Annotated in this window: 25 protein-coding genes; 1 reads left to right on the top strand and 24 read right to left on the bottom strand. The window is 37.9% G+C overall.

The window, feature by feature from the left end; genetic code table 11:
- Positions 1 to 73 precede the first annotated feature (73 nt).
- The 17 genes from trmD to ACX5JI_RS04145 all read right to left on the bottom strand — a co-directional run bounded on the left by trmD (position 74) and on the right by ACX5JI_RS04145 (position 17,778).
- Positions 74 to 808, bottom strand: coding sequence for a tRNA (guanosine(37)-N1)-methyltransferase TrmD (gene trmD, locus ACX5JI_RS04225; RefSeq protein ID WP_459499827.1), 735 nt, complete (start codon positions 806 to 808; stop codon positions 74 to 76).
- Positions 808 to 1,323, bottom strand: a complete 516-nt coding sequence (rimM, locus tag ACX5JI_RS04220; RefSeq protein ID WP_459499826.1) for a ribosome maturation factor RimM — start codon at positions 1,321 to 1,323, stop codon at positions 808 to 810. The genes trmD and rimM overlap by 1 nt, the downstream gene beginning before the upstream one ends.
- Positions 1,324 to 1,443: 120 nt before the next feature.
- A complete protein-coding gene (locus ACX5JI_RS04215; RefSeq protein WP_033664774.1) occupies positions 1,444 to 1,671 on the bottom strand; it encodes a KH domain-containing protein in 228 nt (75 codons plus the stop codon).
- A 14-nt stretch (positions 1,672 to 1,685) separates the two neighbouring features.
- The gene (gene rpsP / locus ACX5JI_RS04210) at positions 1,686 to 1,958 is read right to left on the bottom strand and encodes a 30S ribosomal protein S16 (RefSeq protein ID WP_000268748.1); all 273 of its coding nucleotides are present in this window, start codon (positions 1,956 to 1,958) and stop codon (positions 1,686 to 1,688) included.
- Between the two features lie 102 nt (positions 1,959 to 2,060).
- Positions 2,061 to 3,410, bottom strand: coding sequence for a signal recognition particle protein (gene ffh, locus ACX5JI_RS04205; RefSeq protein WP_459499825.1), 1,350 nt, complete (start codon positions 3,408 to 3,410; stop codon positions 2,061 to 2,063).
- Positions 3,411 to 3,422: 12 nt separating this feature from the next.
- The gene (locus ACX5JI_RS04200; RefSeq protein ID WP_459499824.1) at positions 3,423 to 3,755 is read right to left on the bottom strand and encodes a putative DNA-binding protein; all 333 of its coding nucleotides are present in this window, start codon (positions 3,753 to 3,755) and stop codon (positions 3,423 to 3,425) included.
- Between the two features lie 283 nt (positions 3,756 to 4,038).
- Positions 4,039 to 5,028, bottom strand: coding sequence for a signal recognition particle-docking protein FtsY (gene ftsY, locus ACX5JI_RS04195; RefSeq protein ID WP_459499823.1), 990 nt, complete (start codon positions 5,026 to 5,028; stop codon positions 4,039 to 4,041).
- Positions 5,029 to 5,042: 14 nt separating this feature from the next.
- Positions 5,043 to 8,615 carry a chromosome segregation protein SMC gene (gene smc / locus ACX5JI_RS04190; RefSeq protein ID WP_459499822.1) on the bottom strand — a complete coding sequence of 1,191 codons (3,573 nt, stop codon included), beginning with the start codon at positions 8,613 to 8,615 and terminating at the stop codon, positions 5,043 to 5,045.
- Positions 8,616 to 8,884: 269 nt separating this feature from the next.
- Entirely contained in the window at positions 8,885 to 9,622 is a 738-nt protein-coding gene (rncS, locus tag ACX5JI_RS04185) for a ribonuclease III (RefSeq protein WP_459499821.1), read from the bottom strand.
- Between the two features lie 59 nt (positions 9,623 to 9,681).
- Complete coding sequence (acpP, locus tag ACX5JI_RS04180) at positions 9,682 to 9,915, bottom strand: acyl carrier protein (protein WP_000786063.1); 234 nt, start codon at positions 9,913 to 9,915, stop codon at positions 9,682 to 9,684.
- A gap of 71 nt (positions 9,916 to 9,986) precedes the next feature.
- Positions 9,987 to 10,727, bottom strand: coding sequence for a 3-oxoacyl-[acyl-carrier-protein] reductase (fabG, locus tag ACX5JI_RS04175; RefSeq protein ID WP_459499820.1), 741 nt, complete (start codon positions 10,725 to 10,727; stop codon positions 9,987 to 9,989).
- Positions 10,721 to 11,671, bottom strand: coding sequence for an ACP S-malonyltransferase (fabD, locus tag ACX5JI_RS04170; protein ID WP_459499819.1), 951 nt, complete (start codon positions 11,669 to 11,671; stop codon positions 10,721 to 10,723). Before fabD ends, fabG begins: the two co-directional genes overlap by 7 nt.
- 14 nt (positions 11,672 to 11,685) lie before the next feature.
- Entirely contained in the window at positions 11,686 to 12,678 is a 993-nt protein-coding gene (gene plsX, locus ACX5JI_RS04165; protein WP_459499818.1) for a phosphate acyltransferase PlsX, read from the bottom strand.
- Positions 12,675 to 13,268 carry a transcription factor FapR gene (gene fapR, locus ACX5JI_RS04160; protein WP_459499817.1) on the bottom strand — a complete coding sequence of 198 codons (594 nt, stop codon included), beginning with the start codon at positions 13,266 to 13,268 and terminating at the stop codon, positions 12,675 to 12,677. The genes plsX and fapR overlap by 4 nt, the downstream gene beginning before the upstream one ends.
- An 89-nt stretch (positions 13,269 to 13,357) precedes the next feature.
- Positions 13,358 to 15,406: an ATP-dependent DNA helicase RecG gene (gene recG / locus ACX5JI_RS04155; protein WP_459499816.1), complete on the bottom strand. Its 2,049-nt coding sequence runs from the start codon at positions 15,404 to 15,406 to the stop codon at positions 13,358 to 13,360.
- A gap of 307 nt (positions 15,407 to 15,713) precedes the next feature.
- Positions 15,714 to 17,393 carry a DAK2 domain-containing protein gene (locus ACX5JI_RS04150; RefSeq protein ID WP_459499815.1) on the bottom strand — a complete coding sequence of 560 codons (1,680 nt, stop codon included), beginning with the start codon at positions 17,391 to 17,393 and terminating at the stop codon, positions 15,714 to 15,716.
- Positions 17,394 to 17,415: 22 nt separating this feature from the next.
- A complete protein-coding gene (locus tag ACX5JI_RS04145; protein ID WP_000021109.1) occupies positions 17,416 to 17,778 on the bottom strand; it encodes an Asp23/Gls24 family envelope stress response protein in 363 nt (120 codons plus the stop codon).
- 376 nt (positions 17,779 to 18,154) lie between these two features.
- On the opposite strand from ACX5JI_RS04145, the gene rpmB reads away from it, so the two are divergent.
- Positions 18,155 to 18,343 (top strand): 50S ribosomal protein L28, encoded by a 189-nt coding sequence (rpmB, locus tag ACX5JI_RS04140; protein ID WP_000124776.1) that lies wholly within the window; start codon positions 18,155 to 18,157, stop codon positions 18,341 to 18,343.
- Positions 18,344 to 18,414: 71 nt separating this feature from the next.
- Here rpmB and spoVM read toward each other — a convergent pair whose 3' ends face one another.
- The 7 genes from spoVM to rlmN all read right to left on the bottom strand — a co-directional run bounded on the left by spoVM (position 18,415) and on the right by rlmN (position 24,964).
- Entirely contained in the window at positions 18,415 to 18,495 is an 81-nt protein-coding gene (spoVM, locus tag ACX5JI_RS04135) for a stage V sporulation protein SpoVM (RefSeq protein WP_001213600.1), read from the bottom strand.
- A gap of 65 nt (positions 18,496 to 18,560) precedes the next feature.
- Positions 18,561 to 19,202 carry a thiamine diphosphokinase gene (locus ACX5JI_RS04130; RefSeq protein ID WP_459499814.1) on the bottom strand — a complete coding sequence of 214 codons (642 nt, stop codon included), beginning with the start codon at positions 19,200 to 19,202 and terminating at the stop codon, positions 18,561 to 18,563.
- A 104-nt stretch (positions 19,203 to 19,306) separates the two neighbouring features.
- Positions 19,307 to 19,951, bottom strand: a complete 645-nt coding sequence (rpe, locus tag ACX5JI_RS04125) for a ribulose-phosphate 3-epimerase (protein ID WP_459499813.1) — start codon at positions 19,949 to 19,951, stop codon at positions 19,307 to 19,309.
- A gap of 2 nt (positions 19,952 to 19,953) precedes the next feature.
- Entirely contained in the window at positions 19,954 to 20,835 is an 882-nt protein-coding gene (gene rsgA, locus ACX5JI_RS04120; RefSeq protein WP_459499812.1) for a ribosome small subunit-dependent GTPase A, read from the bottom strand.
- Positions 20,836 to 21,136: 301 nt separating this feature from the next.
- The gene (gene pknB / locus ACX5JI_RS04115) at positions 21,137 to 23,110 is read right to left on the bottom strand and encodes a Stk1 family PASTA domain-containing Ser/Thr kinase (protein ID WP_459499811.1); all 1,974 of its coding nucleotides are present in this window, start codon (positions 23,108 to 23,110) and stop codon (positions 21,137 to 21,139) included.
- A gap of 8 nt (positions 23,111 to 23,118) precedes the next feature.
- On the bottom strand, positions 23,119 to 23,871 hold the full coding sequence (locus ACX5JI_RS04110; RefSeq protein WP_459499810.1) for a Stp1/IreP family PP2C-type Ser/Thr phosphatase: 753 nt from the start codon (positions 23,869 to 23,871) through the stop codon (positions 23,119 to 23,121).
- Positions 23,872 to 23,875: 4 nt separating this feature from the next.
- Positions 23,876 to 24,964 (bottom strand): dual-specificity RNA methyltransferase RlmN, encoded by a 1,089-nt coding sequence (gene rlmN, locus ACX5JI_RS04105; protein WP_459499809.1) that lies wholly within the window; start codon positions 24,962 to 24,964, stop codon positions 23,876 to 23,878.

Raw genomic sequence — 24,964 nt, 5'->3', positions numbered from 1 at the left:
GGCTACTGCTTTCAGTAGCACAAATGTTATAATAGCATATCGCTAAGCCCGTTGCAATAGAAAATATATGAAGTTATTGTTCTTCTTCAATCTGGTGGAGCCATTTTTCTTCTTGTTGTGATAACTCACGTTCTTTAAGTAAATCCGGTCTACGCGTATATGTGCGACGCAACGATTCCTTATGACGCCATTCTTCAATATTCTTATGATTTCCTGACATGAGTACATCTGGTACTTTCATGCCGCGAAAATCAGCTGGACGTGTATAATGCGGATGTTCCAATAAACCTGTACTAAAAGAATCTTCAACTTGCGAATTTTGATTTCCAAGTACCCCCGGCAAAAGACGTACCACACTATCCGTAACAACCATAGACGCTAATTCTCCGCCCGTTAACACATAATCACCAATAGAAATCTCATCTGTTACAAGATGTTCACGAATCCGCTCATCATATCCCTCATAATGACCACACACAAAAATAACATGTTCCTCCTGCGCGAACTCTTCTGCCTTTTTCTGCGTAAATCGTTCTCCTTGTGGACACATTAATACAACCCTTGGTTTACGTTCTGTTTTCTTCGTTAATTCTTCTACAGCATCAAAAATAGGTTGCGGTGTTAAAACCATACCTGCTCCACCGCCGTATGGATAATCATCTACACTATTATGCTTGCTTGTTGTATAATCTCGAAAATTTACAACTCTAAGCTCCACTGCTTCTTTCTCTTGCGCTTTTTTCAAAATCGAAGATCCAAACACACCAGTGAACATCTCTGGAAATAATGTTAAAATATCAATTTTCATTATAGCAATCCTTCCATCACATGAATGGTTACTAGTTTATTTTCGATGTTCACTTGCAGCACAACATCATCAATGTATGGAATTAAAAGCTCTTGCCCCTTCGGACGTTTAATCACCCATACATCATTTGCACCAGGAGATAAAATCTCTTTTATCGTCCCTAACGCCTCTCCATCTTCTGTTACAACTTTACACCCAATAATTTCATGGTAATAATATTCACCTTCAGCAAGTTCACCAAGTTGTTCTTCGGGCACCTTTAATAGAGAACCTTTAAACTTCTCCACTTCATCCACATTGTTATATCCTTCAAATGTCAACAAATCAAACGTTTTATGTTGACGATGAGAAGTGATTTTTACCGGAAGCGGTTCTGATCCTTTTTCGCTCCATATGTATAATGTATTCCCTACCTTATATCGTTCTTCTGGAAAGTCAGTACGAGAAATGACACGGATTTCTCCTCTAACACCATGAGTATTTACAATTTTCCCTACATTAAACCACTTTGTCATAAACAGCACGTCACCCCTGTTTTCTATATAATTTAAGCATCTCCATTCCGTACATGGAACATGCAATTTCTCTTAAAATGTTAAAAAAGGGAGAGGAACAGATCCTCGCCCTTTTAACATTTATTGAATTTCCAGTGTAACTTTTTCATGATTATGATGTCCCACTGAATACAAGAGCATCCGAATTGCTTTTGCAACTCGCCCTTGCTTTCCAATGACTTTCCCAACATCCTCAGGATGTACAGTTAATCGATATTTTATCTCTCCGTTGCAAAGTTCCTGTGTAACCTTCACATCTTCAGGATGATCTACAAGAGGCTTGACGATCGTTTCGATTAACTCTTTCATAGCCATTGCCTCAATTACTTACCTTGTTTAGATAAGTGGAATTTCTCCATGATACCTTGGTTAGAGAAAAGATTACGAACTGTATCAGATGGTTTCGCACCATTTCCTAACCATTTTAATGCTGCTTCTTCGTCGATTTTCACTTCAGCTGGTTGAGCAACTGGATTGTAAGTACCGATTTCCTCAATGAAACGTCCGTCACGAGGAGAACGAGAATCTGCAACAACTACACGATAGAAAGGAGTTTTTTTAGCTCCCATACGTTTTAAACGAATTTTAACTGCCATTTATAAAGCACCTCCGAATTTATTTCACACAGATAATTATATTAGCAAAAAGACTATTGCTTTGTAAAGTATTTTTTCTTAACAGAGCCATCTTTTTTTTCCTTACATAAATGGAAACTTCAATCCACCTAGTCCTTTTTTCTTACCTTTTTGCATGCCCGTCATCGTCTTCATCATTTTTTTCATATCTTCAAACTGTTTCAGTAGACGATTGATTTCTTGTACGGTTGTACCGCTACCTTTAGCAATGCGTTTTTTACGACTAGCATTGATGATTTCCGGTTGTTCTCGTTCTAAAATTGTCATAGAACGAATAATGGCCTCAATATGCCCAATTTGTTTTTCATCAACTTGCGCATTTTTCAGCCCTTTAATTTTATTTGCACCAGGAAGCATCCCTAACAATTCGTCAAGCGGTCCAAGTTGACGCACTTGTCCAAGTTGCTCGAGAAAATCGTCAAGTGTAAACGAAAGCGTGCGCATTTTTTGCTCAAGTTCTTTTGCTTTTTCTTCATCAACTGTAGCTTGCGCCTTTTCAATTAATGTTAGCACATCACCCATCCCTAAAATACGGGATGCCATACGCTCAGGATGGAATGCTTCAATCGCATCTAACTTTTCACCCATACCAGCAAATTTAATTGGTGTATTTGTTACAGCTTTAATAGATAATGCCGCACCACCGCGTGTATCACCATCTAATTTCGTTAACACAACACCTGTTAAACCTAACTGATCATGGAAGCTTTGTGCAACATTGACCGCATCTTGTCCTGTCATCGCATCGACAACTAGGAAAATTTCATCCGGCTTAGCAATTTCTTTCACTTTCGCTAATTCATCCATTAGTTCTTCATCGATATGCAGACGACCTGCTGTATCGATTAAAACATAGTCATGATGATCTTCTTTTGCTTTTGCAATCGCTTGTTTCGCAATTTCAACAGGACTTACTTGATCTCCTAATGAGAAAACAGGCATGTCCAATTGCTTCCCTAATGTTTCAAGCTGTTTAATGGCTGCTGGACGGTAAATATCAGCTGCAACAAGCATTGGTTTACGATTATGCTTTTTACGAAGCAAATTCGCAAGTTTACCTGTTGTCGTTGTTTTACCTGCTCCTTGCAGACCAACCATCATAATAACAGTTGGCGGCTTATTAGCGACAGCAATTTTACTTTGCTCTCCGCCCATAAGTTCAGTGAGTTCTTCCTGTACAACTTTAATTACTTGTTGCCCAGGTGTCAAACTCTTCATTACATCTTGTCCGACAGCACGCTCAGACACACGCTTTACAAAATCTTTTACTACTTTAAAGTTAACATCCGCTTCTAAAAGAGCTAGACGAACTTCTCTCATCATTTCTTTTACATCGGCTTCAGAAACTTTTCCTTTGCCGCGGATTTTTTGCATCGTCTGTTGAAGTCGGTCGGCTAATCCTTCAAATGCCATATTGCCGCCCTCCTAATCTAATTTTTCGATAGCTTCAACAACTTGTTTCATTTCTTCATTCACATGCTCTTCTTCGATGATTAGCTGTTTTAGCTTTGCAACAAGTCGCTGTCGCTCTTGAAACTTTTGAAGTAATACTAATTTCTCTTCATATTCTTCAAGCATCGCTTCAGTCCGTTTAATATTATCATACACGGCTTGGCGACTTACATCAAATTCTTCCGCAATTTCACCAAGAGATAAATCATCTAAATAGTAAAGCGACATATAACTTCTTTGTTTTTGCGTTAACAACGATTGGTAAAAATCAAACAAATAATTCATTCTCGTTGTTTTTTCGAGCATGTTGGATCATCCTTTGTTAAGTGATTTCCCTTTACATGAATTAGTTTACATGGAGTCTAAAAGAGTGTCAAGTTTTTTTCTTAACATCCTATATTTTTATAAAGTGAAACTTTAATCAGTGGGGGTTTTCTTCCCCCTACTGATTATTAGCACTCACCAATCGGGCTTTTACGGGCAGCAAGGCTCCCATCTAACTTCTTTGTATTCGCCGAACTTTGAGGCGGAAGTTTTACTGCCCGTTAATGCGGGACAAAAAAGAAGCGGAAATACCGCTCCTTCTACTTTATACTTCTTCTTTTTCTACTAAATTTGCAAATAAACCATATACATATTGTTCTGGATCAAATTGCTGCAAGTCGTCCATTTGCTCTCCAAGCCCAACAAATTTTACAGGTACATCCATCTCATTACGAATGGCTAATACGATACCACCTTTAGCCGTTCCATCTAATTTCGTTAAAATAATACCTGTAACATTCGTTGCTTCACGGAATGTTTTCGCTTGACTTAAACCATTTTGTCCTGTCGTCGCATCAATGACAAGCAACACTTCATGAGGAGCTCCTGGAACTTCGCGTTCAATAACACGCTTCACCTTTTCTAGCTCTTTCATTAAGTTTACTTTATTTTGTAAGCGTCCTGCTGTATCACATAATAAGACATCTACTCCGCGCGCTTTTGCCGCTTGAACTGCATCATACATAACAGCTGCTGGATCAGAACCAGATCCTTGTTTAATTACTTCCACACCAACGCGATCGCCCCATACTTCTAACTGTTCAATTGCTCCTGCACGGAACGTATCTCCTGCTGCTAATAAGACAGACTTACCTTCTGATTTAAACTTATGAGCCATTTTACCAATTGTCGTTGTTTTCCCAACACCGTTAACACCGACAAATAAAATGACTGTTAATTGATCTTGTTGCATATTCAGTTCATTACTAAAGCCTTCATCGCCTTTATAAATCCCTACTAATTTTTCCGAAATAACAGCTTGTACTTCTTTCGGATCTTGAATATTACGTCGTTGTACTTCTTCTTTCAGCTGATCGATAAGCTCCATTACCGTCGCAACACCAACATCTGCACCAATTAAAATTTCTTCTAATTCTTCAAAGAAATCCTCATCAACTTTACGATAGCGATATACTAGATCATTTACTTTATCCGCAAATGAATTTCTCGTTTTTTCTAACCCATGCTTAAACTTTTCAGTTACAGTGTCTGTTTGCTTTGAAATTTTTTCTTTTAGTTTTTTAAAGAAACTCATTCTTCTCATCCTTCCTATTCACTTGTAACAAGCTCTTCTTCCCCGTCACCTAATCGAACGGAAACAAGCTTAGAAACTCCTGATTCTTGCATTGTTACCCCGTATAATACATCTGATTCTTCCATCGTACCTTTTCGATGTGTAATAACAATAAACTGCGTTTCATCACTAAACTTTTTCAAATACTGCGCGAAACGAGCTACATTTGCTTCATCAAGCGCCGCTTCAACCTCATCTAACACACAGAACGGAACGGGTCTCACTTTTAAAATACCAAATAGCAGTGCAATCGCAGTTAAAGCACGTTCTCCACCTGAAAGTAAACCTAAGTTTTGCAATTTCTTACCTGGTGGCTGTGCAACAATATCAATACCCGTATTTAATAAATCTTGCGGATTCGTCATCACTAAATCTGCTCTTCCACCGCCAAACAACTCACAGAAGACCGATTGAAACTCCGTACGGATTGCTTGGAATGTAACAGAGAAACGTTTTTTCATTTCTTCATCCATTTCCATAATCACTTGATGCAATGTCGCTTTCGCTTCCTCTAGATCATCTCGTTGTTCTAACAAGAATGTATGTCGTTCCGCTACACGTTCATACTCTTCAATGGCACCTAAGTTTACTGTTCCGAGCTCTTCAATAGACAGTTTAATTAATTTCACCTTTTTACGCGCATCCTCTGGCGGCATCGTCATTGTATACTTCAGTTTTGCTGCTTCAAATGAAATAGTGTACGTTTCACGTAAATGTTGCAATCTATTTTCTAATTCAACATCCAGACGATTGATTTGCACTTCTTGGTCTTTTAAAACCTCAAGAACATATTTATGGCGTCCTTTCGTCTCTTTTACTTCACGCTCTATATGTTCTACCCGTTCTTGAAGAGTCAAACGTTGCTCACGACGAGAAGCAATTAATTCCGATGTTTGATTTCGATCATGCGCTTTCTTTTCAATCATATTCGTAATTTGCTCTTCACCGCTTGAATTAGATGTCATTTCTTGCTTTAAGAACGATAAATCTTCTTTTGTTTTTACAAGTGTTCGCTCTGTTTCTTCTTGTTCTTTCGTCAAACGATCCACTTTCTCTTTTTGATGTGACAAACGTTGCTGCTGTTCTGCTACTTGTACTTTTAGCTCCGTCATCTCCGTTTGCACTTTTTCTCTCGAAGAATGTTGCTCACTTTTTTGCTTCGTTAAAGCGATAATCTTTTCGTCAAGCGCTGTAATATCTTTTTGAAGCTCCTCTAAAATTCCATCCAGCTCTTGCTTTCGCTCTTGCATTTTCACTTGATCTTGTAAAAACCCTTCTATTTCTAAATCATAGATAGATAAACGATCATTAATACGGTGCTCTTCTAGCTCAAGTTGATTAATTTCTTCTTTTAATTTTTGTTCATCGACACGCTCTCGTTCCGCATCATGACGTAATTCATTTATTTTAATTTCTTTTTCTTGTATTTCTTGTTTTAACGCTCTAACAAAGTTTTCTAACTTAGAAGTTTTTTCTTCCATTTCAACAAGTTTCTTGCTCCACTCTTCTAATTCTCGCTGTCGTCCTAATAAGGATGATTTCGCTTGTTTTACAGCTCCACCTGTCATCGAACCACCTGGATTCACAACATCACCTTCAACAGTTACAATACGATAGCGATATTGTAATTGCTTCGCTAGCTCATTTGCTCCCCTTAAATCTTTCGCAACAATGACTGTTCCTAATAAATTTGAAACGATGTTTTCATATTTATTATCGTAATGTACAAGTTCCGCTGCAACACCGATAAACGATTGATGTTGTTTTACTATACGTAGTTGTTCGAATGATAACGATCTTCCTTTGATCACTGCCTGTGGTAAAAACGTTGCACGCCCATGACGATTTTGTTTCAAAAAGGCGATTGCCTTACGAGCATGTTCTTCTGTTTGGACAACAACATGTTGCATAGCTGCACCAAGCGCAATCTCCATAGCAACTTCATATTCCTTCGGTACAGTAAGTAGTTCAGCTACCGCACCTTCAATTCCTTGAAGCTTGCTTTCACGGGCTTTTAACACCTCACGTACACCTTGATAGAATCCAGAATAATCTTCTTGCATCTCTTCTAGCATTTCTTTTCGAGAACGAGCTTGTTGAACAAATTGATACGCTTGATACAATTTCGTTTCATTTTCACTATATTGCGTCTTACATTTCCCAAGCGCCGTTTCTGTTTTTTGTATATTTGTAATAACGCTTATAATTTTCTCTTTTACTTGTTCATAGTTCTCTACAAGTTTCGCCTTTTTGGCTGTAATTTGCATACGTATTTGTACATACTTTTCATTTTCTTCATCAAGGCGTTGATTTTTAGAATTTTGTTGTTTGAATTGTTCCTCAAGCATAGATAGTTCATTGCGGTTACTTGCTTGTTGATTTAAAAGTTCAATATAATCGCCTTTTAAATGTTCGATTTGCTCTTCCAGGTTTTCGGCATATGTAGACAGAAGGTTCTCGTTTTCATGTAGCTTCTGTTCTAACTCCTTTACCCGATTTGCAAACGTCATAAGTTCTTCCGTACTTGTTTCAATTTCTCCATCGTAAACCTTAGCTTTTTCTGTTAACTCAATAATGAACTGTTCAAGCTGCGCACAGTGCGTTGTTGCATTTTGCTTTCGTTCCTTTAACAATTCACGCTGTCCTTCTAATTTTTCTAACTCTTTACTAGAAAGAAGGAGAACCTCTTGTAAGGAATTTACAGATTCATCAATCGCTTGCAATTGTCCACGCAATTCTTCAAGCTCCGCTTCACTTTTTTGTAAATGTGTTGCCATTTTTACTTCTTCATCTTTATTCTGCCCAAACTGCTTTCTAAGCGTTTCCCATTTCTCATGTAATTCTTCAATTTCATATACAATGAGAGCCGCTTCAACTTTTTCAAGTTCTTCTTTTTTCTCAAGGTAATCTTTCGCAATAGAAGCTTGCTGCTCGAGCGGCTCCACTTGGCTACTTAATTCATGAATGATATCTTGCACACGATTTAAATTTTCTTGTGTTTCTGCTAATTTTCCTTCAGCTTTCTTTTTACGAAGTTTATATTTCAATACGCCTGCAGCTTCTTCAAATACACCGCGACGCTCTTCAGATTTACTGCTTAAAATTTCTTCTACTTTCCCTTGACTAATAATCGAAAAAGCTTCTCGTCCCATACCAGAATCCATAAACAAATCAACTATATCTTTTAATCGACATGATTGTTTGTTAATAAAAAAGTCACTATCTCCCGAGCGAGAAACCCGGCGCGTAACACTCACCTCGTTATACTCAATCGGCAAACGCTGATCTTCATTATTTAAAGTTAATGTTACCTCTGCAACATTAACCGCTCTTCGCGTATCACTTCCTGCAAAAATAATATCTTCCATTTTTGCACCACGTAATGATTTTGCAGATTGTTCACCTAGCACCCAGCGAATCGCGTCAGTAATATTACTTTTTCCACTTCCGTTCGGACCTACTACAGAGGTCACACCTGGGACAAAATCAACAGATACACGTTCTGCAAAGGATTTAAATCCTACTATTTCTAATCTCTTTAAAAACACGAAAGGCTTTCCTCCTATTCTCCGCTTCTATCGCTTATATCTGTAAAAACAGATTACTGTACGGATTGATATTTATCTTCTTATACGTAAATAAAATAAAACTTTAATCAGCCCTTACCAATCGGGCTTTTCCAAGCAGCCCACCCCACCGGATCCTCCTTGCTTCTCTCTGAATCTTTAAGTCGTGGTCTTACTGCCCGCAAATAGCGGGATAAAAATAAAGTTTCATTCTATGCATAAGGAATCCCCCTCATATAAAGGGGGATTCCTTATGATTGTTCTTTTAACGTTTTCAACGCCTCTGCAGCAGCTTGTTGTTCTGCTTCTTTTTTCGACTTGCCGCTACCAAGACCTAGCGCCACACCATTTAATGTAACACGTGACACAAATTCTCGATTGTGAGCAGGTCCTTTTTCTTGCAAAATTTGATACTCGATATTACCGCTACCATCACGTTGAATTAATTCTTGTAATTGACTCTTATAATCCATCACATGAGAAAAAGCACCTTCATTAATTTTGGGGTATACGATTTCTTTTAAGAAACCCCATACTGTATCTAATCCTTGATCAAGATAAAGGGCACCAATAAACGCTTCAAAGACATCCGCTAACAGAGCTGGTCGTTCGCGTCCGCCTGTCATTTCTTCACCTTTTCCTAATAGAACGAGATTACCAAATGACAATTCATTTGCAAAACGGACAAGAGATGGTTCACACACAACAGCTGCGCGCAGCTTTGTTAGTTCCCCTTCGCTCATTGTCGGATATTTTTGAAACAAATACTGTGATACAGTTAGTTCTAATACAGCGTCTCCAAGAAATTCAAGACGTTCATTGTCTTCATGTGGTTTTTTCCGATGCTCATTCACATACGATGAATGCGTAAATGCTTGAATTAATAATTTTTCGTCTGTAAACGTAATACCTATTTTTTGTTGAAACGTTTTAAAAGCTTCACGATATTTTGTTTCATATTTTTTTTCTCTATATTTTCGGTACGGCATAGGTCCCTCCAGATATAAGCCGAGAAAGCCCCGCTATAAAACGGGACTTCACTTAAGCATTATAGATGACTCTCTATGTAAGTCACAGCATCGCCAACAGTAGCAATTTTTTCTGCTTCTTCATCAGAAATTTCCATTTCAAACTCATCTTCTAGTTGCATTACAAGTTCAACTACATCTAGGGAGTCTGCACCTAAATCTTCTTTAAAACTTGCAGCTGGTACTACTTCTGTTTCTTCTACTCCTAAACGATCCACGATGATTTTCGTTACACGCTCTAAAACATCTGCCATAATTCATTCACCTCCCCTCAAATATTATATTAAATATTTCACAAAAAAACTAGGTGAAATCGTTTCTTTTCTTACATTACCATACCACCATCAACATGAAGTGTTTGTCCTGTAATATATTTACTGTGATCAGCAGCAAAAAATGTTACAGCATTTGCAATATCTTGCGCTTCTCCAAATTTAGCGGCTGGTATTAATTTTAGCATTTCCTCTTTTACATTTCCGCCTAACACATCTGTCATATCAGTCGCAATAAACCCCGGAGCAATTGCATTTACTGTGATATTTCGACTAGCTAATTCTTTTGCAGAAGTCTTTGTCAACCCAATTACCCCAGCTTTTGCTGCAACGTAATTCGCTTGACCAGGATTTCCTGTAACACCGACAACAGAAGCAATATTAATAATGCGACCATGGCGCTGACGCATCATATAGCGAGATACTGCTTTTGTACATAAGAATACACCTTTTAAGTTTGTATCAATAACTGTATCCCATTCGTCTTCTTTCATACGCATCAATAGGTTATCTCTAGTTACTCCTGCGTTATTTACAAGAATGTCAACTTGTCCAAATGTATCTACAGTTTGTTTAACAAGGTTGGTAACTTCTTCAGCATTCGCAACATCTGCTCTCACCGCGATTGCTTCTGAACCAAGTCTTTTGATTTCATCAACTACTTCATTAGCTTTTTGTTCATTGCCGGCATAGTTCACTACAACCGTCGCCCCTTGCTTTGCTAAATCAATTGCAATGGCACGGCCAATCCCGCGTGACGCACCTGTCACTAACGCTACTTTCCCTTTTAACATCCGCTTTCTCCTCTCAAACTTGAAATGGTATCTTTCAATGTCTCTTCATCATATATCGCATATACTTTTGCAGATGGAGCAATTGATTTCATAAGACCAGCAAGAACTTTTCCAGGACCAATTTCAATAAATGTATCTACACCTTGTTCTACCATATATTCAATAGATGGGTACCATAAAACTGGCGAATAAAGCTGTTCAATTAGCTTCCCTTGAATATCTTCACTACGGTTAACACACGTTGCTGTAACGTTTGCAACAACTGGAATGTTTGCATCTTGAATTGTGATTTCATTTAAAACACTTTGAAATTTCTCAGCTGCCGGTTTCATTAACGAAGAATGGAATGGTCCACTCACACGAAGCGGAATTGCTCGTTTCGCACCATTTTCCTTCACTTTTTGAGAAGCAAGTTCCACCCCTCGTTTCGTTCCAGAAATAACAATTTGCTTCGTACTATTCATATTCGCAATTTGCACAGCGTGCCCTTCATTTGTCACTTCTTCTGTAACTTGTTTCAGAACATCTGGGTTTGCTCCTAAAATAGCAGCCATTGCACCTTCTCCACTTGGCACAGCTTCTTCCATATATTCACCACGTTTTCTTACAGCGTATACAGCGTCCTCAAAGGTTAACGCTCCTGCTGCAACAAGCGCGCTATACTCACCTAAGCTATGTCCTGCAACATAATCAGGCATAATATCATATTGTTTCAAAGCTGTTAAGATTGCAATACTTGTCGTCAGTAGTGCTGGTTGCGCATTTGTCGTTAATGTCAGCTTTTCCTGAGGTCCCTCAAAAATTAATGATGAAAAAGATTCCTGTAAAACTTCATCCGCTTTTTGAAACACTTTCGCAACCTCTCTATTATTCCCTGCTAATTGCTGTCCCATTCCAACCGCCTGTGAACCTTGGCCTGGAAAAAGAAATGCTAGTTTTCCCATTTCAAATCCTCCTCTTATTGAAGCGGCTCTTTCTCCATTACACTTGAAATTGTAGGAATAACTTCTTTCGCTACCATTTCTCTCGTTTGACGAATCGCACTAAAAATCGATTGATCATTAGAAGAGCCATGAGCCTTAATGACTGGAGCTTTTAATCCAAATAGTGCTGCTCCACCATATTCCGAATAATCCATTTTATCTTTTAATACCATCAGCTTCGGTTTTAATACCGCTGCCGCTAATTTACTTGTGAACGAACTCATTAATTGTTCTTTTAACATAGAGAATAGTGCAAGTGCAGTTCCTTCCAATGATTTTAGTGCTACGTTTCCAGTAAAACCATCACATACAACTACATCTGCCACACCTTGTAATAAGTCTCTTGACTCGACATTTCCAACAAAGTTAATTGGTGCTTCCTTCAACATCGCAAATACTTGTTTTGAAAGATCATTTCCTTTGCCATCTTCAGTACCAACATTTAAAAGTCCAACACGTGGATTTTTAATTCCCCTTACTTTTTCAGCGTAAACAGAACCCATAACCGCGTATTGATATAAATGAATCGGTTTTGCATCAACATTTGCTCCAACATCTAGCATAACAAATCCTTCTCCATCAACAGTTGGCATTGTTGGTGATAGCGCTGGTCGTTCAATCCCTTCCATACGTCCTACCACAAACAATCCAGCGGCCATTAAAGCTCCTGTACTACCTGCTGATATACATGCATCTGCAATCCCATCTTTTACTTGCTGCGCTGCAAGTACCATGGAAGCTTGCTTTTTACGGCGAACAGCTCTTACCGGCTCATCCGTCGCTTCAATCATTTCATCTGTATGAAGTATCGTAATTCGTTCTTCATTTGTTAAATGTTGACGAATCTCCTCTTCTTTTCCGACTAACGTAATATGTAAATCTGAATATTCCTTAATAGCTTTCATTGCTCCTAATACAACTGCCTTCGGAGCGTGATCGCCGCCCATTGCATCTATTGCGATTTTCATAATTTGTTACCTTCCTCACTATAGTTACTAGATCGATACATCTCAAAAGTGCCTTCAAAAACAAGTTCTTCACCAACAAAGCTACGCACTTTGACAATCGTCCGTCCTTTATCATTCTCCACGTCTTCAACTCGCACTTTTGCAACAACACGTTCTCCTAATTTTACAGGGCGAATGTATCGAATAGTAGACTTTGCAGTTAGAGCTAATTCTTCATCAATAACTGCAACAGCTAGTGAGTTTGCTTGAGCAAATAAATGATGTCCTCGAGCAATTTGATTTCTTTTAAATACATGCTCCATCTTCACTTCGAAAATAGAAATTGCATGTCTATCCAATTCTATATCAATAATTTCTCCAACTACCTCTTCTAATGGTAAAGATTTCACATCTTCTTCATGCTGCCTTGTCGCCACATGTTTAATTCGTTCTCTTAACTCCGGAATAGATAATTCCATTCGATCCAGACGAACCGTTTGTATACTGACTTGAAACTGCTCAGCTAACTCTTCATCCGTTATAAAGGGATTCGTTTCTATTGTTTGCTGTAATAATGCTTGTCTTTCTTTCTTGCTTGTTCTTTTCTTCATACCGCACCATCCATTTTTATGACTAGGTACTAACAGTAGTATATAATCATTAAAAGTAGAATGCAACAAAAAATTTGCACATCCCACTTTTAATCAAGCTTTTCTCCTTGAAACACACCAGTTCCTTCAAGATATACACGTAACGGCGCATACTGTTCGTTGTGCCAAAACGCTTCTGAATCAACAAGTAACGCTGCATCTTGTCTCGCCGTTTCCAACGCTCGATAATCATGTACCATATCAGCTACCTTAAACTCTGGTAGACCACTTTGTTTACTCCCAAAGAAATCCCCAGGACCACGTAACTCTAAATCTTTTTCCGACAATACAAATCCATCATTTGTTTCCGTCATAATGCGCATGCGTTCTTTCCCAGTTTCCGATTTCGGATCTGCGATTAACAAACAATACGACTGCTCACTCCCCCGTCCAACACGGCCTCTTAACTGATGGAGCTGAGATAAACCGAAGCGCTCCGCATCATAAATTACCATAACAGTTGCATTTGGCACGTTGACACCAACCTCAACTACGGTTGTTGAAACAAGAATTTGTACTTTATTTTCACTAAATTGCTCCATGACAGCCTCTTTTTCTTGAGAAGATAGGCGTCCATGCATTAATCCCACTTGAAATTTCCCTTGATAATGATGCATCAACATACTATGTAAATCAATAGCATTTTGCACATCTAGTTTCTCAGACTCTTCAATAAGTGGACAAATAACGTAAGCTTGCCTTCCATTTTTGACTTCTTTTTCAACAAAGCCAAGAACGCGATCTAACATATCGTGTTTCGCCCAATACGTTTCAATTACCTTTCGACCAGCTGGCATCTCATCAATAATAGAAACATCCATCTCTCCAAACGCAGTAATTGCCAATGTACGCGGGATTGGAGTTGCTGTCATAAATAATACATCCGGATTTTCACCTTTCTCCCGTAACACACGGCGCTGTGCTACACCAAATCGATGTTGTTCATCAGTAATAACAAGTCCAAGCCTATGAAAAATAACTTCATCTTGAATTAAAGCGTGCGTCCCAACAAGGATGTCTATTTCACCTTGTTCAAGCTTCGCCAAAATCTCACGCCGTCTCGCTCCTTTTACCGAACTTGTTAACAACTCAACCTTCATATTAAAATGAGAAAATGTCTCAGCGAGCGACTGATAGTGTTGCTCTGCTAAAATTTCCGTAGGCACCATTAACGCTCCTTGATAATGAGCTAACTTAGCTGCATAAAGAGCAATTGCAGCTACAACAGTCTTCCCTGACCCTACATCCCCTTGTAATAATCGATTCATTCGATATGGAGATTCCATATCTTTCATAATTTCATTCACAACTCGGCTTTGGGCACCAGTTAATGGAAACGGAAGCGCATCGGTAAACTCTTGTAATTCTTCCATCAGAATTTCTTTTTTCGTTCCCTTTGAACTTTCTCTTTCTAATTTACGAAGAGTTTGCATTTTAAGTTGAAATAAGAAAAATTCTTCATATACAAATCGGCGACGCGCCTGTTTTAAATCTTCTTGGCCAACCGGAAAATGCAATGCCCGAAGAGCATCATAGCGCGGCAATAATTTATAACGACTTAACAAACCAGCCGGCAACACTTCCACTATAGAATTCCCATACTCTTTCAATGCTTGCGCAATAAAACGACGCATTTGTTTTACTGTCAACTTTCCCTTCACCGAATACACAGGCTCCACTTCTTGCTGGCGTACAATCGGTCCAAAATGAAGCTCCGAGACAGAAATTGTTTGGCGATGTTGATCCCATTTACCGGTAATCGTTACCGTCTCATCCAGCGTTAATTTTTGCTTATAATAAGGTCTATTAAAGCATACAGCTGTAATTAAATAGCGACCAACAAGAACACGAACGGTAAGACGCGATTTTTTCTTTCCATAATATTGCAATAAGGGGGCACTATGCACTTTCCCCTCAACTGTCACACGTTCGTCATGCTTCACCTCAGCCAAGTCTTTCATCGCATAATCTTCATAACGGTACGGAAAATGTTCTAATAGATGAGAAACTGTATAAATTCCCATCTCATGTAATAACTCAGATGTTTCTTCTCCGATTCCCTTTACATCCGTAACAGGAACTTGTACAACTTCATTCAAAATTTTCACGCTCCGTCACATCATTTTCTTCATTTTATTTTACAGATTACAGGCTAATACTTCCACCTGCAATCGCTCTCTTCTACTTATATATTCTATCATAGGCACTCTAAAGGAAACTACTTTAACCCTCTTCATACATACAATCTACGAATGATATACGTAAGAAAAGAGCCTCACTATAGCAGCAAGGCTCTTTTCCATCATCGATATGCTAGCCTTTTGAATAAGAACTAGGGATGCTGTACATATTACTAGTTCTTGCTCATTAGCAAGTAGTCAATTCCTCGGTATAAAACATTCTTTCTTATTCTACAGAGAAGATGAAAGAATACACAGGTTGGTTTCCTTGATGTACTTCTACTTCAGCATCTGCAAATTGCTCTTCTACAAATGAAACTAATTCAGCAACTTCTTTATCTGTCGCATCTTCACCTTGTAAGATTGTTACAATTTCAGAGTCTTCATCAATCATACTTTCTAACAATTGCTTCGCTGCACCTACTTTTTCAGCATTTGTAGATACAATTTTCCCATCTGCAATACACATGAAGTCGTCTTTTTGAATTTCTACACCATCAATTTCTGTGTCACGAACCGCGTACGTAATTTGTCCTGTTTTCACATGAGATAATGCTTCCTTCATGTTTTCTTCATTTTCTTCTAATGTTCCCGCTGGATTAAATGCCAACATTGCAGCCATACCTTGAGGAACCGTTTTTGAACGAACAACAATAACATCTTGATTTACAACTGATGCCGCTTGCTCCGCTGCCATCACGATATTCCCATTATTCGGTAGAATGATGATTTTTTCAGCATTTGCTTCTTCAATTGCTTTTACGATGTCTTCCGTACTTGGATTCATCGTTTGTCCACCTTCGATAACCTTAGTTGCCCCAATGCTCTCGAATAAGTTTTTAATACCCGATCCCATGGCTACTGTTACAATACCGTATGGCTGTTTTTCTTTCTGCTCTTTCACTTCTTCACGCATAGGTGCTGTTGGCTCATCTAATAAAGCAGTGTGCTGTTCACGCATGTTTTCTACTTTAATTTTAATTAAACTACCGTAACGTTGACCATAGTTCATCGCATCTCCAGGGTGTTCTGCATGAATATGAACCTTTACAATTTCATCGTCCGATACAACAAGTAACGAATCTCCATATACACTAATATCTTCACGGAATTTTTGTTCAGAGAAATTATGCTCCTTTACTTTATCAGCCTCTAATTTCACCATGAACTCCGTACAATATCCGTATTTAATATCTTCTGTACTCAATTGACTTTGTACACTACGGTGATGCTCTGCACGTACCATGTCATTCATAGATGATTGCACTGGCGCATCAGAAGAAATCATTTCTCCTTTTAAGTCAGCTAAAAAGCCTTCATATACAACAACAAGACCTTTACCACCGCTATCTACAACGCCAACTTGTTTTAATACAGGTAATAAATCTGGCGTACGATTTAACGATGCATTTGCTTCTTTTACAACGTCTTCCATAAACAAAACAAAGTCGCGCTGTTTTTTCGCAACTGTGACTGCATATTTACCCGTTTCTCTGGCAACCGTTAAAATCGTTCCTTCAATCGGTTTCATAACCGCTTTATACGCTGTTTCTACACCTGCTTCTAAAGCAGCCGCAAAATCAACTGTTGTTAACTCTTCTTTTTGCTCAATGGATTTAGAGAAACCTCGGAATAACTGAGATAAAATAACACCTGAGTTACCACGCGCTCCCATTAACAATCCTTTCGCTAAACTCACACCGACTTTACCAGCATGCTGTGAAGGGTTTGCTTTCACTTCACGTGCTCCTGAAGTCATTGATAAATTCATATTCGTACCGGTATCGCCATCTGGAACTGGAAAAACGTTCAATGCATCAACAAGTTGAACATTGTTTGTTAAATTATTCGCTCCTTGAATAATCATTTGTGATAAACGTTTTCCATCAATTTTTTGAATTGACACAGATTTTCCTCCTTAATGCACATTACAAGTTGATTACTTTAACTCCTTGTACGTAGATGTTTACAGAATCTACTGCTAGTCCTACCGTTTGATCTAATGTATATTTCACTTTTGTTTGGACGTTATGTGCTACCTCTGAAATTTTTGTACCATAGCTCACAATAATATACATATCAATATGTACTTCATCTTCGTCTTTACGAACAATAACGCCTCTAGTGAAGTTTTCTTTTCGTAAAATGTCTGTTAATCCATCTTTTAATTGGTTTTTTGAAGCCATACCAACGATACCGTAGCAATCTACCGCGGCACCTCCAGCAATTGTTGCAATTACATCTGTACTAATATCAATTTGACCGTACTTTGTTTTAATTTCAATTGACATCTCGTTTCCCCCTTCATAAATGGTGAAAGTGAGCTAGACTACTTTAATTACTATCATATAATCTTTTCAAAGAAAATTCCATCGTTCTTTCTTTTCGCTCTCATATTTATGCTAATCATTACACTTTTTTATGACGAGCAAAATAGTCCATTGTTATTATACAACATGTACTACTATATTATGTCAAGTAATTTTTCTTGATTTCTTCTTTTCTTTATTAACATGTAGTGTCAAGTAATTTTTCTTGATTTCTTTTTTATACACTGTTGCATTCTCTTTTTAGTTGTGTTAAATTATAGTAGTGTTTTTAGCATCGCATAAAAGACTAACATTGAAAAATTACGTATGGTAAGGTAGTTAAGGGAGGGAAATATAGATGGCTCGTGTTTGTGCTATTACTGGAAGAAAAGCTCGTTCTGGTAACTCTCGTTCTCACGCAATGAACGCTACAAAACGTAAATGGGGCGCTAACCTTCAAAAAGTTCGCGTACGCATCGACGGTAAAGTTCAACGTGTTTACGTTTCTGCTAGAGCATTAAAATCTGGCAAAATCGAACGTGTTTAATAATAAAAAAAAGAGCCAATAGGCTCTTTTTTTATTATCCTCATGAAAAAAGCACCATTAATGGTGCTTTTTTAGTCTTTTTTAAAGGTATTTAACACCGCGCGAACAATTCCACCAAGAAATTTAGGTAACTTAATTGTATAAAATCTCATGGTTTCCCTCCTAATCCCCATTACTCCACTTGTTTACTATAGATGTAAGGAGCCACGTTGTTGCTTCAATCCGTGCTTCTTATCATCATTAATATGCCAGAAGTAAATGAAAAAGTACCTTTTTCCGCAACGAGTTCATTACTAATACAAAGCGTTGATCCCCATTCTATCGTTTTATCAGTAAGAGGATATTTAAAACCACGAAGTGTAATACCACTTACAATTTCCGTAACAGGTACAAAGGATATGTATGGAAATTGTTTATTTTCTTCAATTATATGTACACCTACTTTTTTTACAGATATTTCATTTTTATTATCAACAATATACATTTCAGTATTCGCTTCTAATCCTTTTAAAAGCATTTGTATATTCGCTAATCCATGATCGAGCCTTCCACCTGTAGCACCAAAAATACGAATCAACTTCGGCTTTTGCTCTAGTGCCCAATGAATCGCAATTTCTAAATCCGTTTGATCTTTTTCTCGCGGAACAATATGTAACTCATCTGTCTGTTTTTGCATCCAAGCTAATTCTTCACCTGTAACTGAATCATAATCACCAAATGCAACGAATGGTTTAATCCCTCTTTGCAACAAATGATATACACCACGATCGACTGCCGTCCATACTACTTCCTCATTTTCATAGAGAGAGAAATCAGCACAATACTCCCTAGGTCCTCCAGCTAAAATATGAATAATCATCTTTTCTTCCCCCTCTATAGAAAAAGGCAATCTGCCAGTCGGTAGATTACCTTTTTTCTACATGATCCCTTTCTAACAGATCATGAAATTTTTCTTACATCTATTTATCCACGAATTACTCGAATTGCTTCACCGCGGTCTTTTTGATTGTATACTGCCGATCCTGCTACAAGAACGTTCGCTCCAGCTTCCACACAAAGTCTTGCAGTTTCAGCGTTTACACCACCATCAACTTCGATTTCCACTTGTAACTTACGCTCTTTGACCATTGCTGCAACTTGTTTAATTTTCGATAGTACAGAATGAATAAACTTCTGTCCGCCAAACCCTGGATTTACTGTCATAAGTAATACCATATCAACATCTTCTAGTACATGTTCAATCATAGAAACTGGTGTATGAGGGTTTAATACAACTCCAGCTTTGATACCATATGATTTAATTAATTGAATTGTACGATGTAAATGTGGACACGCCTCTACATGAACAGTAATAATATCTGCTCCAGCTTTTGCAAAAGTAGGAATATAGTTATCTGGATTTTCGATCATTAAATGCACATCTAATGGTAAAGATGTGATAGGACGAATCGCTTCTACAATTAATGGACCAATGGTAATGTTCGGAACGAAATGTCCATCCATTACGTCAACATGAATATAGTCCGCTCCGCCCTTTTCTACATCTTTAATTTCTTCCCCTAGTTTTGAAAAATCTGCTGATAAAATCGATGGTGCAATTTTAATCATAATTAATACCTCGGCTTTCTCTCTCTAATTTCTTCTACAAATTGTTTATAATGTTCATAGCGATATTGTGTAATTTTTCCTTCTTCAACTGCAGTTTTCACCGCACATTTCGGCTCTGAAAGATGTGTACACCCTCTAAATTTACAGTATTGACTCTCTTCTTTCAACTCTGGGAAACAATGTGTAAGATCTTCTACCTCTATGTCAATAAAATCAAGAGAACTAAACCCTGGTGTATCTGCAACAAGACCGCTTCCTACTGCGATTAGTTCCACATGTCTCGTCGTATGCTTTCCACGTCCTAAGTGAGAGGAAATATCGTTTGTTTTTAGCGCCAAATCTGGGCGCAATACATTTAACATGGAAGATTTCCCGACACCCGATTGCCCCGCAACAACTGAGATACAACCTTCTAAAAATGGTTTTAAGATATCAATACTTTCTGATGTATTGATCGAAGTAAATAACACATCATATCCCATTTCGCGATAATCCTGTGCATAAGATTCAACAGTTTCTCGCATACGTTCATCTACTAAATCCATTTTACTAATACAAATAATTGGCTTAATGTTATGATATTCAATTAATACTAGAAAGCGATCTAATAACCCTGGGTTAAAATCTGGTTCAACTGCTGAGAAAACAAGGATTGCCTGATCCACATTAGCAACAGGCGGTCTCACAAGTTCATTTTTCCGCTCAAAAACCTCTAAAACATACCCCTCATTTGGATTCTCTGCTTGAAAAGCTACTTGATCTCCTACAAGTGGTGTAATTTTATTTTTTCTAAATACACCACGACCGCGGCACTGTGTAATTCCATCTTCATGCTGCACATAGTAAAAACCACTTAACGCTTTTACAATTTTTCCTTCTGCCATATCATTCTCCTTGATTCTATATAAAGTAAAATTTTTATCAGCCTCTCATCAAGCAAACTTTTGCATACCGTTATCCTTTTTAAAAGCTTTGAGACTGAGTACTACTAGCGAATACTAGGATAAAACTGACTACCAACTCAAATTACCCTTTATTTTCACTTCACCTTTATGGCCATTCTTCTATTTCAAAACATAATTTCTTCCCTTTTTCCATCCACTACGTTAACAGCATAACAGGCATGGACAACAAATTCCACTTTCTATACAAAGAAGGTGGAATCCACAAACTGGAGACACACCTTTACTCGGCTGGATATGGAACTTCTTTATCAATAATTGTCGTTCCATCTCGAACAATTTTGTAATGACCTTTCGTTCCTTCTTGAATAACAAATTCTAAAGAGATCGTCGTTGACTCCGTTATCGTTCGTGTTTCAATCGGTTTATCCATTTTCTGCTGCATATCTTCTTTATATACCTCAATTGTTTGCGGTTTTCTCTCACCCACTGTAGGAGGCTCGTATGGAATCGGGATGTTATCCACTTTTACTGTTTTCGTTACTTTAGGCTTCGGACCATCAGAGATAGTAATCGTTACTGTATCGCCTTCTTTTAGCGGTGTTCCTGGTTTTGGTGATTGTGAAATGACCAATCCTTTACCAACTGTATCCGAATGTTCTCTTTTTATATTTGGAACCAATTTCTTTTCAGTTAAATAGCTATTCACACTATTTTCAGTCCACCCCGAAAAATCAACAGGTCGAATTTGGTAAGGACCTTTACTTATCCAAACTTTCACATCCTGCTCAGCTTCCACAACCATCTGATCTACCGTTGGAATTTGTTCAACAATTTCACCTTTTGGCTTTTCACTTTCAATATAGTATGGGACGATAATTTTATATTTCCCTTCTAATTCCTTCTTCACGGTTTCAAAGTCTTGCCCAATTAAATTATCCATCTTATTCTTTTGTTTCCCACCAGATTGATAAATAGTGATTTTTGTATTTTCTTTTACAATTCTCCCTGCTGTTGGATTTGTTTTAATTACCTTACCCGCTTCTACTTCATCTGTATACACAATATTAGGCTCAGCAACTTCAAACCCTTTCTCAACAAGCGTATTCACCGCTGTTTCATATTTCATCCCAGACACATCTGGAATTTTCACTTCTTTTGGTATAAAGAATCCCGGGATTACAGTAAGCGCTAACGTGATACCGATTGCTAAAAGTAAAAATGTTGTAATTAAAACTTTCAACATTTTATTACTTCGCTTTTTCTTTTCACTCGGTTTCACTTCTTCGTTTTTGATCTGTTCTTCTACATTACTCCCATTCAATACAATGGTTTCGTCGCTTACATTGCCAAATAGTTGTTCTTGCTGAATAATCGGAATCGCTTTCGTCGCTTCCATATCTTCAGGTATATAGAATGGTTGTTCATTAATCCGTTCTGGATATAAAGCTGTTTCAATATCTCTCTTCATCGCATTGGCAGACTGATAGCGATGAAACGGATCTTTGGCGGTTGCTTTTAAAATAATATTTTCTACGCTTTGTGGAATATCTGGATTCCATCGCTTTGGAGATGGGGTCTCATTTTGTAAATGTTTTAAAGCTATCGCAACCGCAGACTCTCCCGAAAAAGGTTGACGCCCTGTTAACAGTTCAAACATAACAATCCCAAGTGAATAAATATCCGATTGCTTACTCGCTATCCCTCCGCGCGCTTGTTCTGGCGACAAATAGTGAACTGAACCAAGCACTGAGTTCGTATGCGTTATCGTCGTTGCACTTGTAGCCGTTGCAATACCAAAGTCGGTCACTTTCACAACTCCATCATTCCGAATTAAGATGTTATGTGGCTTTATATCTCGATGAACAATTTCAAAATGATGAGCGTGTGCCATTGCAGATGTTAACTGCTCCATAATATCAAGAGCTTCTCCTATAGGTAACATCCCACGCTCATTTATGTATTGCTTTAATGTTTGTCCAGGTACATATTCCATAACAAGATAATAAATTCCATCTTCTTCCCCAACATCATACATATTCACAATATTTGGATGCGACAACGTTGTAACAGATTGCGCTTCTCGATGAAAACGTTTAATAAACTCATCGTTATTTGCATAATCGAGTCGTAGAATTTTTACCGCTACATCCCGGCCTAATATATCATCATGTGCTAAATATACATTGGCCATTCCTCCGCCACCAATCATTTTTAGTAGCTTATAACGGTCGTTTAAGCGTTTTCCAATCATCACGTTGTAATTCACCTACTTTCGTTTGCCGAATCCACATAATCAACAATAACAAGTGTAATATTATCTTCTCCACCATGGTCATTCGCAAGTTGAATAAGATGTTCCCCTTTTGTCTCGAGCTGTTCTTCTAATTGCAAAACCTTTCGCATATCATCCATAGCAACTTTATTTGATAATCCATCAGAGCAAAGAAGCAATTGATCATTTTCTTCCAACACCAATGTTTTAACATCTAACCCTACTTTTTCTTCTGTTCCAAGCGCTCGTAAAAGCACATTCTTTTTGGGATGATACTCTGCATCCTCTTTTGAAATCTCACCATACCTAACCAATTCATTTACAAGTGAATGGTCTTCTGTTACAAGCGATATATCTCCATCTGATACAATGTAACAACGGCTATCTCCTATATGCCCAATTGTTACAAATCCTGCTGTACAAATTGCAGCAATAATCGTCGTTCCCATGCCACTACATTCTACATGCTTTTTAGAGTATTCATATACACGCTCATTAATAATTTTAACATTTGTATGTAACCATTCTTCTGCTTTTTTTGGTGTATCCATATTATATGTTTGCTTCCAATAATCATGGAATAGTTGAATGGCCATCGAGCTAGCAACATCGCCTGCTCGATGACCTCCCATTCCATCAGCTACCACCGCTAAAATATCCCCATCTAAATTATGAAAAACTCCTGCACCATCTTCATTATGTTGACGAACTTTCCCTTTATCCGATAGAAACACGGCTTTCATCTTGTCACCTCGTCTCTTCTTTGCGCTCCTTTGCACGCAACTGACCGCAGGCAGCATCAATATCATGACCTTGTTCACGGCGAATCGTTACATTTACTCCACGGTCTTTCAACGTTTTTTCAAATAAGAAAATTTGTTCACGTGGTGTTCTTACGTAATCGCGTTCTGGCACATAGTTTACCGGAATTAAGTTAACATGACATTTTACACCTTTTAACAGTTGAGCCAATTCTTCAGCATGCTCAACTTGGTCATTTTCTCCCCCAAATAAACCATATTCAAACGTAATGCGACGCCCAGTTCTATTTACATAGTACTTAATAGCTTCCATTAAGTCAGGTAGCTTATATGCACGGTTAATCGGCATTAACTTTGAACGTAATTCTGTATTTGGAGCGTGCAATGAAATCGCAAAGTTAATTTGCATATCTTCTTCAGCAAACTTATAAATTTTCGGGATAATTCCACTTGTTGAAACCGTCATATGACGTGCACCAATATGGAGGCCTTTTTCATGGTTGGTAATGCGTAAGAATGCCATTAAATTATCGTAATTATCAAACGGTTCTCCAATTCCCATTACAACAAGAGAACTCACGCGTTCATCCGTCTCATCCAGCGCACGCTGCACTTCTACCACTTGTGCTACAATTTCTCCAGCCTCTAGGTTTCTCTTTAACCCACCTAGTGTAGATGCACAAAACGTACAACCAATGCGACAACCAACTTGTGTTGTGACACAAATGGAATTCCCATACTCATGTCGCATTAATACTGTTTCAATAGAATATCCATCATATAATTGGAATAGAAATTTAATGGTTCCATCAGAAGATGTTTGTTTCACTAACGTCTTTAAAGTAGTAATATCAAAGGAATTCGACAATTTATCACGCAATCCTTTGGAAAGGTTTGTCATATCCTCATAATTTTTTACACGTTTTTTATATAGCCAATCAAAAATTTGACCTGCACGGAATTTTGGTTCCCCTTGTTCCTTTAACCAATCTTGCATTTCATGAAGTTGTAAAGAGTAAATAGAGGGATTTTTTGGTTCTACAGTTTTCTTTTGTTTTTTTACAGTCGTTTCCAT

This window comes from Bacillus sp. C1, from assembly GCF_054570475.1.
This window is presented reverse-complemented; position numbering and strand designations above follow the sequence as displayed.

Bases quoted from the DNA above. Each gene is read 5' to 3' on its own strand.
- spoVM (WP_001213600.1), bottom strand. From the start codon at position 18,495: ATGAGATTTTATACAATTAAGTTACCTAAATTTCTTGGTGGAATTGTT.
- rimM (WP_459499826.1), bottom strand. From the start codon at position 1,323: ATGACAAAGTGGTTTAATGTAGGGAAAATTGTAAATACTCATGGTGTT.
- plsX (WP_459499818.1), bottom strand. From the start codon at position 12,678: ATGAAAATCGCAATAGATGCAATGGGCGGCGATCACGCTCCGAAGGCA.
- rpmB (WP_000124776.1), top strand. From the start codon at position 18,155: ATGGCTCGTGTTTGTGCTATTACTGGAAGAAAAGCTCGTTCTGGTAAC.
- ACX5JI_RS04200 (WP_459499824.1), bottom strand. From the start codon at position 3,755: ATGCTCGAAAAAACAACGAGAATGAATTATTTGTTTGATTTTTACCAA.
- ACX5JI_RS04215 (WP_033664774.1), bottom strand. From the start codon at position 1,671: ATGAAAGAGTTAATCGAAACGATCGTCAAGCCTCTTGTAGATCATCCT.
- rpe (WP_459499813.1), bottom strand. From the start codon at position 19,951: ATGATTAAAATTGCACCATCGATTTTATCAGCAGATTTTTCAAAACTA.
- rpsP (WP_000268748.1), bottom strand. From the start codon at position 1,958: ATGGCAGTTAAAATTCGTTTAAAACGTATGGGAGCTAAAAAAACTCCT.
- ACX5JI_RS04110 (WP_459499810.1), bottom strand. From the start codon at position 23,871: ATGAAAGCCGTGTTTCTATCGGATAAAGGGAAAGTTCGTCAACATAAT.
- rsgA (WP_459499812.1), bottom strand. From the start codon at position 20,835: ATGGCAGAAGGAAAAATTGTAAAAGCGTTAAGTGGTTTTTACTATGTG.
- ACX5JI_RS04130 (WP_459499814.1), bottom strand. From the start codon at position 19,202: ATGATTATTCATATTTTAGCTGGAGGACCTAGGGAGTATTGTGCTGAT.
- rlmN (WP_459499809.1), bottom strand. From the start codon at position 24,964: ATGGAAACGACTGTAAAAAAACAAAAGAAAACTGTAGAACCAAAAAAT.
- ffh (WP_459499825.1), bottom strand. From the start codon at position 3,410: ATGGCATTTGAAGGATTAGCCGACCGACTTCAACAGACGATGCAAAAA.
- rncS (WP_459499821.1), bottom strand. From the start codon at position 9,622: ATGCCGTACCGAAAATATAGAGAAAAAAAATATGAAACAAAATATCGT.
- ACX5JI_RS04145 (WP_000021109.1), bottom strand. From the start codon at position 17,778: ATGTCAATTGAAATTAAAACAAAGTACGGTCAAATTGATATTAGTACA.
- fapR (WP_459499817.1), bottom strand. From the start codon at position 13,268: ATGAAGAAAAGAACAAGCAAGAAAGAAAGACAAGCATTATTACAGCAA.
- acpP (WP_000786063.1), bottom strand. From the start codon at position 9,915: ATGGCAGATGTTTTAGAGCGTGTAACGAAAATCATCGTGGATCGTTTA.
- ftsY (WP_459499823.1), bottom strand. From the start codon at position 5,028: ATGAGTTTCTTTAAAAAACTAAAAGAAAAAATTTCAAAGCAAACAGAC.
- trmD (WP_459499827.1), bottom strand. From the start codon at position 808: ATGAAAATTGATATTTTAACATTATTTCCAGAGATGTTCACTGGTGTG.
- fabG (WP_459499820.1), bottom strand. From the start codon at position 10,727: ATGTTAAAAGGGAAAGTAGCGTTAGTGACAGGTGCGTCACGCGGGATT.
- fabD (WP_459499819.1), bottom strand. From the start codon at position 11,671: ATGGGAAAACTAGCATTTCTTTTTCCAGGCCAAGGTTCACAGGCGGTT.